Source organism: Acidovorax sp. 59 (assembly GCF_002754175.1).
GTDB lineage: Bacteria > Pseudomonadota > Gammaproteobacteria > Burkholderiales > Burkholderiaceae_C > Acidovorax > Acidovorax delafieldii.
This window is the reverse complement of sequence record NZ_PEET01000001.1, coordinates 3,911,779-3,925,664: the sequence shown is the minus strand read 5'-3', so window position 1 is coordinate 3,925,664 and position 13,886 is coordinate 3,911,779. Positions and strand designations below refer to the sequence as shown.

Annotated in this window: 13 protein-coding genes; 9 read left to right on the top strand and 4 right to left on the bottom strand. The window is 64.8% G+C overall.

The annotated features are described in order from the left end of the window. Nucleotides 1-16 precede the first annotated feature (16 nt). The 7 genes from CLU87_RS17835 (at nt 17) to CLU87_RS17805 (ending at nt 7,525) form a co-directional block, all read left to right on the top strand. Nucleotides 17-1,093: a type II asparaginase gene (locus CLU87_RS17835; RefSeq protein ID WP_099731311.1), complete on the top strand. Its 1,077-nt coding sequence runs from the start codon at nt 17-19 to the stop codon at nt 1,091-1,093. A 342-nt stretch (nt 1,094-1,435) separates the two neighbouring features. Next, complete coding sequence (glyQ, locus tag CLU87_RS17830) at nt 1,436-2,341, top strand: glycine--tRNA ligase subunit alpha (protein WP_010462637.1); 906 nt, start codon at nt 1,436-1,438, stop codon at nt 2,339-2,341. Nucleotides 2,342-2,352: 11 nt separating this feature from the next. Then, nucleotides 2,353-4,494: a glycine--tRNA ligase subunit beta gene (gene glyS, locus CLU87_RS17825; protein ID WP_056745445.1), complete on the top strand. Its 2,142-nt coding sequence runs from the start codon at nt 2,353-2,355 to the stop codon at nt 4,492-4,494. Between the two features lie 47 nt (nt 4,495-4,541). After that, on the top strand, nt 4,542-5,138 hold the full coding sequence (gene gmhB, locus CLU87_RS17820) for a D-glycero-beta-D-manno-heptose 1,7-bisphosphate 7-phosphatase (RefSeq protein ID WP_056059492.1): 597 nt from the start codon (nt 4,542-4,544) through the stop codon (nt 5,136-5,138). 85 nt (nt 5,139-5,223) lie between these two features. After that, nucleotides 5,224-5,991, top strand: a complete 768-nt coding sequence (locus tag CLU87_RS17815) for a 1-acyl-sn-glycerol-3-phosphate acyltransferase (RefSeq protein WP_099731310.1) — start codon at nt 5,224-5,226, stop codon at nt 5,989-5,991. A gap of 10 nt (nt 5,992-6,001) precedes the next feature. After that, complete coding sequence (locus CLU87_RS17810) at nt 6,002-6,964, top strand: M48 family metallopeptidase (RefSeq protein ID WP_099731309.1); 963 nt, start codon at nt 6,002-6,004, stop codon at nt 6,962-6,964. A 138-nt stretch (nt 6,965-7,102) separates the two neighbouring features. Continuing rightward, on the top strand, nt 7,103-7,525 hold the full coding sequence (locus tag CLU87_RS17805; RefSeq protein ID WP_099731308.1) for a rhodanese-like domain-containing protein: 423 nt from the start codon (nt 7,103-7,105) through the stop codon (nt 7,523-7,525). 76 nt (nt 7,526-7,601) lie between these two features. Here CLU87_RS17805 and lysM read toward each other — a convergent pair whose 3' ends face one another. Next, a complete protein-coding gene (gene lysM, locus CLU87_RS17800; RefSeq protein ID WP_056745437.1) occupies nt 7,602-8,090 on the bottom strand; it encodes a peptidoglycan-binding protein LysM in 489 nt (162 codons plus the stop codon). A 180-nt stretch (nt 8,091-8,270) separates the two neighbouring features. Between lysM and CLU87_RS17795 the strand changes: the two genes are divergently transcribed. Further along, nucleotides 8,271-9,038 carry a type III pantothenate kinase gene (locus tag CLU87_RS17795; RefSeq protein ID WP_056059481.1) on the top strand — a complete coding sequence of 256 codons (768 nt, stop codon included), beginning with the start codon at nt 8,271-8,273 and terminating at the stop codon, nt 9,036-9,038. Between the two features lie 192 nt (nt 9,039-9,230). On the opposite strand, the gene CLU87_RS17790 is transcribed toward CLU87_RS17795, so the two are convergent. The 3 genes from CLU87_RS17790 to CLU87_RS17780 all read right to left on the bottom strand — a co-directional run bounded on the left by CLU87_RS17790 (nt 9,231) and on the right by CLU87_RS17780 (nt 11,561). Continuing rightward, on the bottom strand, nt 9,231-10,007 hold the full coding sequence (locus CLU87_RS17790) for a hypothetical protein (RefSeq protein ID WP_099731307.1): 777 nt from the start codon (nt 10,005-10,007) through the stop codon (nt 9,231-9,233). 56 nt (nt 10,008-10,063) lie between these two features. Then, nucleotides 10,064-10,726, bottom strand: coding sequence for a TetR/AcrR family transcriptional regulator (locus CLU87_RS17785; protein WP_056059478.1), 663 nt, complete (start codon nt 10,724-10,726; stop codon nt 10,064-10,066). A gap of 229 nt (nt 10,727-10,955) precedes the next feature. After that, a complete protein-coding gene (locus CLU87_RS17780; RefSeq protein WP_099731306.1) occupies nt 10,956-11,561 on the bottom strand; it encodes a phasin family protein in 606 nt (201 codons plus the stop codon). Between the two features lie 228 nt (nt 11,562-11,789). On the opposite strand from CLU87_RS17780, the gene CLU87_RS17775 reads away from it, so the two are divergent. Beyond that, a complete protein-coding gene (locus tag CLU87_RS17775; protein WP_099731305.1) occupies nt 11,790-13,775 on the top strand; it encodes an SDR family oxidoreductase in 1,986 nt (661 codons plus the stop codon). The last annotated feature ends 111 nt before the right edge of the window (nt 13,776-13,886 follow it).

The following is a 13,886-nucleotide window of genomic DNA, read 5'->3' as shown; positions in this document are numbered from 1 at the left end:
ATCAGGAGACCTCTTCATGCGCATTTCTTCCTCCCCCACCGCCAGCCGCTGGCTCGCGGGTTTGCTGTTGTCTGCTGCCTCCGCCGTTGCCATGGCCCAGGCTGCCAAGCCCAATGTGGTGGTGCTGGCCACGGGCGGCACCATTGCCGGTGCGGGCGCCTCGGCCGCCAACAGCGCAACCTATGCCGCCGCCAAGGTGCCGGTGGACAAGCTCCTGGCAGGCCTGCCTGAGCTGGCCAATGTGGCCAAGGTGTCGGGTGAGCAGGTGTTCCAGATCGCCTCCGAGAGCTTCACCAACGAGCACCTGCTGCGCCTCGGGCAGCGCGTGTCGGCCCTGGCCAAGCAGGCAGACGTGGACGGCATCGTCATCACCCACGGCACGGACACCCTGGAAGAAACCGCGTACTTCCTGAACCTCACCGTGCGCACCAACAAGCCCATCGTGGTGGTCGGCTCCATGCGTCCCGGCACGGCCCTGTCGGCTGACGGCGCGCTGAACCTGTACGACGCCGTGACTGTGGCCGCCAGCAAGGACGCCGCCGGCAAGGGCGTGCTGGTCACGATGAACGACGAGATCCAGAGCGGTCGCGACGTGAGCAAGACCATCAACATCAAGACCGAGGCCTTCAAGAGCCAGTGGGGCCCGCTGGGCATGGTGGTGGAAGGCAAGAACTACTGGTTCCGCGCCCCGGTCAAGCGCCACACGACCAACTCCGAGTTCAACATCGACGATATCAAGGCGCTGCCCGCCGTGGACATCGTGTACGGCTACGGCAACATGAACACCACGGGCATCGAGGCCTACGGCAAGGCCGGCGTCAAGGCGCTGATCCATGCCGGCACCGGCAACGGCTCGGTGGCCGCACAGGCGGTCGATTCGCTCAAGGCCTTGCGTGGTCAGGGCGTGCAGATCATCCGTTCGGCCCGCGTGCCCGATGGTTTTGTGCTGCGCAATGCCGAGCAGCCCGACGACAAGTACGACTGGGTGGTGGCTCATGACCTGCGCCCCCAAAAGGCCCGCATCCTGGCCATGGTGGCCCTCACCAAGACCAATGACAGCAAGGAACTGCAGCGCATTTTCTGGGAGTATTGATCCCTGTTTTCGAGGTTAGAACGCCATGCTTTGACGCGATGCATGCGTTGACGGCCACACCTGTGTGGCCACCGGTACGCACCGGCTTATAGCTCGCGTGACTGGTTGGGAAGGCTGGGGCTCCAAAAGGGCTCCGGCCTTTTTTCATGGGCGCGGGCCGGTGTTGCTGGCGCTGCCGCAGCACGCGCGGCTGCGCGCCGTAAAATCACTGGTTTGCGCGCGCGATGCCCGTCCTTGTTGCCCATGGGGCGGCGGGCGCTGGGTTTGGCTCACGCACCCCGTTTTCTTCTTTTCCCCTTACTTGCCAGGCCCTGGCTTGCCAGTGCCTCAGCCACAGACGCCATGTTGACATTCCAGCAAATCATTTTGAAGCTGCAGTCCTACTGGGACGCGCAGGGTTGCGCCCTTTTGCAACCCTATGACATGGAAGTGGGCGCCGGCACCTCGCACACCGCCACCTTCCTGCGCGCCATTGGCCCCGAGCCCTGGAAGGCCGCCTACGTGCAGCCCAGCCGCCGCCCCAAGGACGGCCGCTACGGCGAGAACCCCAACCGCCTGCAGCACTACTACCAGTACCAGGTGGTGCTCAAGCCCGCACCGGCCAACATCCTGGAGCTGTACCTGGGCTCGCTCGAAGCCCTGGGCTTTGACCTGAAGAAGAACGACATCCGCTTTGTGGAAGACGACTGGGAGAACCCCACCCTGGGCGCCTGGGGCCTGGGTTGGGAGGTGTGGCTCAACGGCATGGAAGTCACGCAGTTCACCTACTTCCAGCAGGTCGGCGGCATCGACTGCAAGCCTGCCACGGGCGAGATCACCTACGGCCTGGAGCGCCTGGCCATGTACCTGCAGGGCGTGGACAACGTCTACAACCTGAAGTGGACCGACACACTGAGCTACGGTGACGTGTACAAGCAAAACGAGGTGGAGCAGTCCACCTACAACTTCGAGCACAGCGACGCGGACTTCCTGTTCACGGCCTTCAACGCGCACGAAAAGCAGGCCAAGTACCTCATGGAGCAGCAGCTGGCGTTGCCTGCGTATGAGCAGGTGCTCAAGGCCGCACACAGCTTCAACCTGCTGGATGCGCGCGGCGCGATCAGCGTGACGGAACGCGCTGCCTACATTGGCCGCATCCGCAACCTGGCCCGTGCCGTGGCGCAAAGCTACTACGAGAGCCGCGAGCGCCTGGGCTTCCCCATGGCGCCGCGCGAGTGGGTGGAACAGATGACGAAGAAGGCTGCGTGAGAGAAATGACGATGACAACCCAAAACCTCCTCGTTGAACTGTTTGTCGAAGAGCTGCCGCCCAAGGCGCTGCAGAAGCTGGGCGATGCTTTCGCCACCGTGCTGGGCGACCAGCTCAAGGCCCTGGGCCTGGCGTCTGCCGCCTCGGTGGTCACGCCCTTCGCCTCGCCCCGCCGCCTGGCCGCGCATGTGACCGCCGTGGCCGACAAGGCCGCCGACAAGGCCGTACAGCAAAAGCTGATGCCCGTGACCGTGGGTCTTCAAGCGGACGGCAACGCCACGCCTGCGCTGCTGAAAAAGCTGCAGGCGCTGGGCGCCGATGTGTCCAACCCCGCAGCCGCTGTAGCCGCCTTGAAGCGCGCGCAGGACGGCAAGGCCGAAGCCCTGTTCTACGACAGCGTGGTGCCCGGTGCCACGTTGGCGGCGGGCCTGCAAAAGGCGCTGGACGAAGCCATTGCCAAGCTCCCCATCCCCAAGGTCATGAGCTACCAGCTCGAAACCGACTGCGAGCTGCCCGGCTGGACCAGCGTGAACTTTGTGCGCCCCGCACACGGCCTGGTGGCGCTGCATGGCAGCACCGTGGTGCCCGTGAAGGCGCTGGGCCTGACCGCTGGCAACAGCACCACCGGCCACCGTTTTGAAGCCGCCGTGTCGCCCGTGGTGCTGGCCGATGCCGACAGCTACGCCGCCACGCTGAAGAAGGACGGCGCCGTGATCGCCAGCTTTGCCGAGCGCAAGGCCGAGATCGCGCGCCAGCTGGCTGCGGCTGCTGCGAAGGTGGGCAACGGCGCCCGCCCCATCGAAGACGAAGCCCTGCTGGACGAAGTGACCGCGCTGGTGGAGCGCCCCAACGTGGTCATCTGCCAGTTTGAAGAGCAGTTCCTGGGTGTGCCACAAGAGTGCCTCATCCTCACGATGAAGGCCAACCAGAAGTACTTCCCGCTGCTGGACGCCGCGGGCAAGCTCACCAACAAGTTCCTGGTGGTCAGCAACATCAGCCCCGAAGACACGAGCTTTGTGACCGGCGGCAACGAGCGCGTGGTGCGCCCCCGCCTGGCCGATGCCAAGTTCTTCTTTGACCAGGACCGCAAGAAGACCCTGGCCTCGCGTGTCGAGGGCCTGGGCAAGGTGGTTTATCACAACAAGTTGGGTACGCAGGGTGAGCGCGTGGAGCGCGTGCGCGCCATCGCCAAGGCGATTGCATCCCAGCTGGGCGACGCGCAACTGGTGCAGGACGCCGACCTGGCCGCGCAACTGGCCAAGACCGACCTCGTGACCGATATGGTGGGCGAGTTCCCCGAGCTGCAGGGCATCATGGGCGGCTACTACGCCCTGAACGACGGCCTGGGCGAGACCGTGGCGAACGCGATCGAAGACCACTACAAGCCCCGCTTTGCGGGCGATGCACTGCCGCGCAACACCGCCGGCGTTGTGGTGGCGCTGGCCGACAAACTCGAAACCCTGGTCGGCATGTTCGGCATCGGCAACCTGCCCACAGGCGACCGCGATCCGTTCGCGCTGCGCCGCCATGCACTGGGTGTGATCCGCATGCTGGTCGAAAAAGACCTGCCGCTGGACTTGAGCGCGCTGCTGGCCGGTGCCGTGCCTGCCTTTGGCGACAAGATCACCGACGCCACGCCCGCTCTGGCCGACTTCATCTACGACCGCCTTGCCGGCAGCCTGCGTGAGCAAGGCTACAGCGCGCAAGAAGTGGACGCCGTGCTGGCCCTGCGCCCGCAGCGCCTGGCCCTGGTCGAGAAGCAGCTGGCTGCAGTGCGTGCCTTTGCCGCCTTGCCCGAAAGCCCCGCCCTGGCAGCCGCCAACAAGCGCGTTGGCAACATCCTGAAAAAGGCCGAGGTCGAAGGCCCGGTGGATGCCCACGTCAACCCCAACCTGCTGCAGGAAAAGGCCGAGCAGGACCTGTACGCCGCGCTGCAGCGCTTTGTGCCCGAGGCCAATGCCCAGTTCGACGCGGGCGACTACACCGCCAGCCTGCAGACCCTGGCCGTGCTGCGCGCGCCCGTGGATGCGTTCTTTGACGACGTGATGGTGAACGCCGAGCAACTGGACCTGCGCCTGAACCGCCAGGGCCTGCTCAAGACGCTGCACGAAGCCATGAACCGCGTGGCCGATTTGTCCCGTCTGGCGGCCTGACCCCTGGTGCTGGTAGGCTGGTGGTTCTCACAAGGCAAACCCCTCCTATGAAACTCGCCATCCTCGACCGCGACGGCACCCTCAACCCGATGGGGGATGAATACATCACTTCGGCCGACGAGTGGGCGGCGGTGCCCGGCGCGCTCGAAGCCATTGCCCGCCTCAACCATGCCGGCTGGCATGTGGTGGTGGCCACCAACCAGCCGGGACTGGGGCGGGGGCTGTTTGACGTGGTGGCGCTCAACGCCATCCACGCCAAGATGCACCGGCAGGTGGCGGCGGTGGGCGGGCGCATCGACGCGGTGTTCTATTGCCCCCATGCGGCCGACGAGGACTGCAGCTGCCGCAAGCCCGCCCCGGGCCTGCTGGAGCAGATTTGCGACCGCTACGGCATGGAGCGCAACGAGGTCCGCGTGGTCGGCAGCTGCGAGGCCCACCTGCAGGCGGGTGCCGCCCTGGGGGCCCAGTTGCACCTGGTGTGCACCGGCCGGTCTGCCGCGTTGCGGCCAGGCGGGGCGTTGCCTGCGGGGTTGCCGGCGGGTACGCAGTTGCACGCCAGCCTCGGAGATTTTGTGGACCAGTTGCTGCCGGTGGTGCCAAGCGCCGCAGCCGCCGTGGCCGCAGCGCCCTTGCCGCTGTCGTGACAGGGCGCAGCAGCATCTTGATGCTATTTAATTCATAGCTGTTGGCGCATATTTCACTAGCGCTTGCGGCCAAAAAGACATCCCAATGGCTCTTATCCGTTCTGTCATTCACCTTCTCTGGATGGGCATCACCGTGGTGCCTTACGCGCTGGCCATCATGCTGGGCACGCTGCTGGGCGTGCGGGGTGTGCCCCTGTACCGCATCGCCCGGGCCTGGCTGTCGCTGTGCATCAGCGGCGCGCGGGTGGTTCTGGGCATCCGCGCCGAGGTGACCGGCATGGAGAACCTGCCGCAGGGCGCCAATGAAGGCGCGATCCTGCTGGTCAAGCACCAGTCCACGTACGAGACCTTCCTGATGCCGGTGATCATGCCGCACCCCCTGGCCTACGTGTTCAAGAAGGAGCTGCTGCACGTGCCCTTCTTCGGCTGGGCCATCGGGCGGCTGGACATGATCCACATCGACCGCAACCAGCGCACGCAGGCCTTCAACAAGGTGGTGCAGCAGGGCAAGGACCTGCTGGCCAAGGGCATCTGGATCATCATGTTCCCCGAGGGCACGCGCATTGAGCGGGGGCAGAAGGGCAACTACAAGACCGGCGGTACGCGCCTGGCGATTGACACCGGTGCGCCAGTGATTCCGATCGCCGTGACCTCGGCCAAGGTGTGGCCGCGCAAGGCGTTCGTCAAGCGCCCCGGCGTGGTGGATGTGTCGATTGGCAAGCCCATCTCCAGCGTGGGGCGCCAGCCCGACGAACTGATGCGCGAGGTGGAGGCCTGGATCGAGGCCGAGATGCGTCGCCTGGACCCAGAGGCTTACCCAGCGGCCAACACCACGGCCCCCAGCGGGAAGTAAACCGACCGTGATGCAGCGGCTTGTGCAACTGGCGCTGGACCTGTTCGACCCGCCCGGGGCCCCTGCAGCAGGCCCCAGTCCTGTGGCTGCAGGTTTCAAGCCCAATCAGCCACAAGCGCTAGTCGATCAAGCGCCGGTAGCTCCTAAAACTATAGTGAGCCGGCCTTCGGCGCCAGCGGTGCCGCTGCCTTCGCTGTTGTCGCCCGCCGAATTCCGCCACCCCCAGGCCAGCCGCGAGGTGTTGCTGGGAGATGCCGTCGTGGCCTATGCGCTGCAGCGCGCGCGCCGCCGCAGCATCGGCTTTACCGTGGGGGCCGATGGCCTGTCGGTGCGGGCCCCCAGCTGGGTGACGCTGGGCGCAGTGGATGCCGCGCTGCGCGAGAAGTCCGACTGGATCCTGCGCAAGCTGTCGGAGGCGCGCGAGCGCCAGCAGCGCATGGAAGGCGGTCGTATCGTCTGGGCCCATGGCGCAGAGCTGCCCTATCTGGGGGAGCCGCTGAGGCTGGTGCTGGACCCGAGCCACGGCTTTGCGGGCAAAGGCGGAGCGCTGGTGGCAGCGGTGGAGCAGGGCGGCGCAGCCACGACGCCCAGCCTGCACATTGGCCTGCCGCACAGCGCCAGCCCCGCACAGGTCCGCGATGCCGTCCAGGCCTGGTTGATGCGCGACGCGCGCCGCCACTTCACCGAGCGGCTGGACCATTTTGCCCCGCTGCTGGGCGTGCGCTGGGCCAGCCTACGCCTGTCGAGTGCCAATACCCGCTGGGGCAGCGCCAAGGCCGACGGCTCCATCCGCCTGAACTGGCGCCTGCTGCACTACCGCCCGGCCATCATCGACTACGTGGTGGCGCACGAACTGGCCCACCTGCGCGTGATGGACCACAGTCCCCGCTTCTGGGACACCGTGGCCACCGTGGTGCCGGACTATGCGCAGCTGCGCAGCCATCTTCGTGATGAACCCGCCCCGCTATGGTGAATCCCCCCTGAGTCGCCTTCGGCGCCTTCCCTCAAGGGGGACGACGCCCTCGCTGCGGGGCGGCCCTTGGCTTGCGTCCCTCGCGCCGGTCGCGCCCAGTCCAAACGTTTTGCCTAGTGCCCAGAAAGGATCGAAACCATGACAAATACGCTCTCCTCCGTTACTCCCGCCGAAGGCTATGCCGGTGACGTGACGCCCCAACAGGCCTGGCAATGGGTGCAGGCGGGGCAGGCCGTGCTGGTGGACGTGCGCAGCGACGCCGAACGCGAGTGGGTGGGCCACGTGCCCGGCGCCGCTGCGGTGGCCTGGAAGCAATGGCCGGGCATGGCGATGAATGCCGACTTCGATGCCCAGATGCGCGCTGCTGTGCCGGAGGGTGGACGGGCCGTGCTGCTGTGCCGCAGCGGTGTGCGCTCCATTGCCGCCGCGCGCCGCGCCACCGAGTTGGGTATCACCGCTTACAACATCCTCGAAGGGTTTGAGGGCGATGCGGATGCGCAAGGCCAACGCGGCAAACGTGGTGGCTGGCGCTTTCATGGCCTGCCGTGGAAGCAGGGCTGATTCGCTATCAAAAAAAGAGCTGCCAGCGCTTTTTCTACTAGCGCTGGCAGCTCAGAGGGCTTGAATCTGCGAGAGATTACTTGGTCAGTGGCGGAATCCGCAGCTTCTGGCCGGGATAGATCTTGTCGGGGTGGCTCAGCATGGGCTTGTTGGCCTCGAAGATCACGGGGTACTTGTTGGCGTCGCCATAGAACTTCTTGGCAATGGCGCTCAGCGTGTCGCCGCGCACCACGTCGTGGTATTGGGCCTCGGGCTCGGGGTTGGTCACCTCCATCAGGTTCTCGACGCTGGTCACGCTGGCCACGTTGCCGCAGCACAGGGTGACTTTTTCCTTGGCGGCCTGGGTGGGCGCGGTGCCCTTGACGGTGACCTTGCCTTGCGTGCCGTCGAATGCCACCTGTACGTTGCTGGCGCCCAGGTTCTGGGACGCGATGTAGGTCTCGATGGCCTTGGATGCCTTGGCGTTGAGTTCATCCTGCGTGGGGGCGGCTGCCGTGGCAGCCTGCGCTTCTTTGCCGCCAAACAGCTTTTCGCCGGCTTCCTTGATGAAACTGAAAAGACCCATGTCGTACCTCCTAATGTTGCAGAAACAGGGAGGACCACTGTAGCGGGTACGGGCGGCTGCATCGTGTCGGACAGGGGCGCGACACGATTTTTCACAATTTGGGGGTCGGGGAGAGGTGGTGCCGCCGTGGCTGTCGCCCTCGGGCAGGGGCGCATCGCAAAACTCGGGATAATCCGCCGCATGACTTTTCTGGCCATCGACGTCGGTAACACCCGTCTCAAATGGGCGTTGTACGACGCTCCCCGCCCCGGGGCTGCGCTCATTGCGCATGGCGCCGAGTTTCTCGACCACATCGACCGCCTGGCCGAAGGCAGCTGGGCCTCGCTGCCCCATCCGACACGCATGCTGGGCTGTGTGGTGGCGGGAGATGCCGTCAAACGCCGCGTACAGGAGCAGATGGAAATCTGGGACGTCACCCCCTCGTGGGTGGTGTCATCGGCGCAAGAGGCGGGGTTGACCAACGGCTACGACCACCCCTCGCGCCTGGGCTCGGACCGGTGGGTGGCCATGATCGGCGCACGCCACCATGTGCTGGCAAGCGGCCCTGCACGGCCGCTGGTGGTGGTGATGGTGGGCACGGCCGTGACGGTGGAGTGCATCGACACCGAGGGCCGCTTCATGGGCGGCCTGATCCTGCCCGGCCACGGCATCATGCTGCGTGCGCTCGAGTCCGGCACCGCCGGCCTGCACGTGCCTACGGGCGAAGTGCGCCCGTTCCCCACCAACACCAGCGATGCGCTGACCAGTGGAGGCACCTACGCCATCGCGGGGGCCGTGGAGCGCATGTACCAGCACCTGTTGCAGCACTGCGGCCAGGAGCCTGCCTGCATCATGACCGGCGGCGCCGGCTGGAAGATGGCGCCCAGCATGACGCGGCCGTTTGAGCTGGTGGACAACCTGATTTTTGACGGTCTGCTGGAGATTGCCGCGCAGCGGTTTGGGGGCTGAGGGCTTTTGAGCTCCGCATCCATAGCAGCGCGACACGGCAATCTACTGCAAACCTCTGTGCAAAACAGGCGCTGCGCAAGCCAGAGACACCGAGCAAGGGCCGTCCCGCAGTGAGGGTGTCGTCCACCTTCCCGAATGGCGTAGCCAGTCGAGAGAAGGGGGAAGCGGCAAAGCCGCTCAGGGGGATGCCTCTTACTCTTCTTCCAGTTCCGCCCGTGCCATCTCCACATCCAGCCGCTCCATGGCATCCATGGGTTCTGCGGTGGCGGCCTTTTCGTAGAGCGCAGTGGCTTCCTTCATCTTCTTGTCGCCCTCCAGCATGACGAGGGCATTGGCGTACTCAATCATGGCGATGGCCGATCCCGGGTTGAGCTTGAGGGCCTCCTGGAACAACTTGAGGCCCGTGTCCTTCTTGGCGCCATAGGTCATGCCGCCAATCAGCGAACCCACCTTGTCGATCACCTCCGCATGGAAGGCACCCAGCGCAATGCGCGCATCGGCGTGTTTGGGCGACAGGGCGATGGCCTTTTCCAGCGACTCCTTCACCTTGCCGCCCAGGCCCTGCGCCAGCGCCTTGGCCACGCTGATGCCCTGGCTGTAGCGGCCCAGCGCATACGCATGCCAGTACCAGGCGTTGGCGTTGTTCGGTTCTGCGGCTGCCTGGGCCTCGGCCCTTTCGGCCACCTGCATGAACAGGTCCAGCCGCGTCTTTTCCTTAGGCTCCAGGTAGTTGGCGTAGATGGAGGTGGCCTTGTTGGCTGCGGTAATGCCCCCTCCACCGGCCGCCAGGCCTGCAGCCGCCGCTTTCTCAAAGTCGCCGTTGTGGAACAGCGCCCACGCTTCCAGCGCGGCTACGTCCTTGGGGCAGGGTTCGGCATCACCGCCATGCAGTCGTGCCCATTGCTTCTTGACGCTCGCAGCGTCGAACTGGTAGTCGCCGGCGTGGGGGAAGGGGGTCCATTTGGCCATGGTGTGTGTCTCCGGAAGTTCTTGTGGTTGGGTGTCTGTGGTGGGCCGTCTCTGTATCAGCCAGGCACTGCGGCGTAGGCGCCGACCAGCTCCAGCAGGTGGGCCCGCTGGCCGCTTTCGAGGTAGGGCATGAGCAGGTTCAGCACATGGTGGGCTCCGCGCAGCAGCGCGGCCTGGGCGCTTTCAGGCTCCAGCGCGCGGCGCGGGTCGCGCACGTATTCAAAACTGAGCCAGTAGGTGAGCACCACGACCATGCTGGTGGCGGTGGCCTCCAGCTCGCGCGAGTCGATGTGCAGCGCGTCTGCGCGTCCCATGCCATCGAGCATGGCGCGCACGGCGCGGGTCTTGTTTTTGAGGATGGCCTGGAAGTGGGTTTCCAGGCGCCGGTTCTTGGACAGCAGGTCGTTGAGATCGCGGTACAGAAAGCGGTACTGCCAGATCAGCTCGAACAGCGAGTGCATGAAGAACCAGGCGTCCTCCACATTGCGCACACCATCTGCTGCGGCCAGCAGCTCGGTGAGCGAGCCTTCGTAACGATCAAACAGCGCGTTGATCAGCTCGTCCTTGGCGGGGTAGTGGTAGTAGAGATTGCCAGGGCTGATGCGCAACTCGGCCGAGATCAGGGTGGTGGAGACGTTGGGTTCACCGAACCGGTTGAACAGGTCCAGCGTCACTTCCAGAATGCGTTCTGCGGTGCGGCGTGGCGCTTTCTTCACCATGTGTGTGGGCCCCTTCGCGTCGTTGTGTGTCGTTGTTGCGTTGTCTCTGATGGCTACTCTAACCCACGCAGTCATGCTGCAGTGCGACATGAGAAGAGGACGCGCGTGTCGCTCCCAGATCGCTTTTAGCGCACTTCACGGGTTTCACCAAAAAAAGAAAAGCGGTCCAGGCGCCGTGGCGCGCGGACCGCTTGGTGCGAGCTGGGTGCTTGCCGCTGGCAAGCCGTGATCAGCTGGCCGACGGCGTGCTGGGGGCTGCGTCGGCAGCGGCACGTGTTGCGGTCTTCTTGGCCACAGCCTTCTTGGCGGGGGCCTTGGCTGCAGGCTTTGCCGCTGCCTTGACAGGCGCGGCCTTCTTTGCAGCCGCCTTCTTGGCAGGGGCCTTGGCAACAGGCTTGGCGGCTGCCTTGGCAGCAGCTTTGGCGGGGGCAGCCTTGCTGCCCTTGGCCAGGGCGTCTACACGGGCGCTCAGGGCTTCCAGGTCGCGGGCCGAGGGCACGCCCAGCTTGGCCAGGGCCTTGGCCACGCGGTCTTCAAAGATGTTTTCGAGCTTGTCCCACTGGCCCTGGGCCTTGGAGCCGATGTCGCTGGCCATGGTGGTCACGCGGCTGGTGGCTTCTGTGATCTTTTCTTCGGCCACGGCCTGGGTCTTGCGCTGGATGGTCAGGCCTTCCTTGACCAGGGCTTCAAACACCTTGCCACCTTCTTCCTGCGCCTTGGAGAAGGCACCCAGACCGGCCAGCCAGATCTGCTGGGCGGAGTCCTTGACGGTGCTGGACAGTTGGGCGTTGCTCTTCTTCTTGTCAGCGCTGAGTTTCTGCAGTTTCTTGACCATAAGGCCTCCATGGTGCGGTTGGTTGGGGTTGCCGGGGCGATTTTGCCTTCGACTCATGGCCGCACTGTACGCCGCACGGTGCGCAAGGTGTAGGCGCGCGCTCCTAAAAATGTAGAGCGTGCCATCTAGCCCGCGTGCCCGCTGGGCACCTAGCATCGGCGCGGGTTTCTGCTGAATCGGGGTGTGCAGGCCTTGGGCAAGAATGAAGCTATCTCAGAGGAGTTATCCATGCAGTATTTCGTGACGGGGGCAACAGGGTTCATTGGCAAGCGGCTGGTCAAGAAGCTGCTGGAGCGCAAGGGGGCGGTGGTGCATTTCCTGATCCGCAAGGAAAGTGCGGACAAGGTGGCCGACCTGCGCAGCTTCTGGGGCGTAGGCCCTGCACGCGCCATCCCCGTGTTTGGCGACCTCACCGCCAAGAAGCTGGGCGTCTCGGCAGACGACGTGAAGAAGCTCAAGGGCCAGATCGACCACTTCTACCACCTGGCCGCGGTGTATGACCTCTCTGCTGACGAAGAAACCCAGGTGGCCGTGAACATCGAGGGAACGCGCAACACGGTGGACCTGGCCAAGGCGATTGATGCCGGGCACTTCCACCATGTCTCCTCCATCGCGGCCGCAGGTCTGTACGAAGGCGTGTTCCGCGAAGACATGTTCGAGGAAGCCGAGGGCCTGGACCACCCGTACTTCCAGACCAAACACGAGAGCGAAAAGATCGTGCGCCAAGACTGCAAGGTGCCCTGGACGGTGTACCGCCCGGCCATGGTGGTGGGTGACAGCCAGACCGGCGAGATGGACAAGATCGACGGCCCCTACTACTTCTTCAAGCTCATCCAGCGCCTGCGCCAGCTGCTGCCGCCCTGGATGCCCACGGTGGGTCTGGAAGGAGGGCGCGTGAACATCGTGCCGGTGGACTTTGTGGTGAACGCACTGAACGTCATCAGCCACCAAAAAGACATCACCAAGAAGTGTTATCACCTGGTGGACCCAGTGGGTTACCGTGTAGGCGATGTGCTCGACATCTTCAGCCGCGCCGCCCATGCGCCGCGCATGAACCTGTTCGTCAACGCCGCGCTGCTGGGCTTCATTCCCAAGAGTGTGAAGAAGAGTCTGATGGCGCTGGCGCCCGTGCGCCGCGTGCGCAATGCCGTCATGAAAGACCTGGGCTTGCCGGAGGACATGCTGACCTTCGTGAACTACCCCACCCGCTTCGACTGCCGCGAGACCATGGCAGCTCTCAAGGGTTCGGGGGTGACCTGCCCCAACCTCAAGGACTACGCCTGGCGCCTGTGGGACTACTGGGAGCGCAATCTGGATCCCGAGCTTTTCATCGACCGCACCCTCAAGGGCACGGTAGCGGGCAAGGTGGTGCTGATCACCGGTGGATCGTCTGGCATCGGGCTGGCGGCGGCGCACAAGTTTGCCGAGGCGGGTGCCACCACCATCATTTGCGGGCGCGACCAGGACAAGCTGGACGAGGCCTGTGCCGAGGCAAAGGCGAAAGGCTACAGCTTCATCGCGTACTCGGCCGACATCGCCGACATGACCGATTGCGATCGCTTTGTGCAGCTGCTCATCGACAAGCATGGCGGTGTGGATTTCCTGATCAATAACGCGGGCCGCTCCATCCGCCGCGCCATCGAGTCGAGCTACGACCGCTTCCACGATTACGAGCGCACCATGCAGCTGAACTACTTCGGCTGCCTGCGGGTGACCATGGGCTTCTTGCCTGGCATGGTCGAAAAGCGCAAGGGCCATGTGGTCAACATCAGCTCCATTGGCGTGCTCACCAACGCACCCCGCTTTTCGGCCTATGTGGCCAGCAAGGCAGCACTGGATGCCTGGACGCGTTGTGCCTCCAGCGAGTTCGCGGACCAGGGCATCACCTTCACCACCATCAACATGCCCCTGGTGCGCACGCCCATGATCGCGCCCACCAAGATCTACAACAACGTACCCACGCTGAGTCCTGAAGAGGCAGCGGACATGATCGCCCAAGCCTGCATCTTCAAGCCGGTGCGTATCGCCACGCGCTTGGGCATCACCGGCCAACTGCTGCACGCCCTGGTGCCGCGCGTGGCGCAGATCACCATGAACACGAGCTTCCGCATGTTCCCGGATTCCACCGCCGCCAAGGGCGCCAAGGATGCCAAGCCGCAGTTGTCCGCCGAGGCGGTAGCGCTGCAGCAAATGATGCGTGGCATCCACTTCTGATGACCCGCCGGCCCAGACAGAAATACCCGCGTTGAACTCTGTTACCCGGGGGCCGGGCGGGGTGGAATAATCATGGGTTCTGCCGAGCTGGCATTTCACACGGCCCTCCCT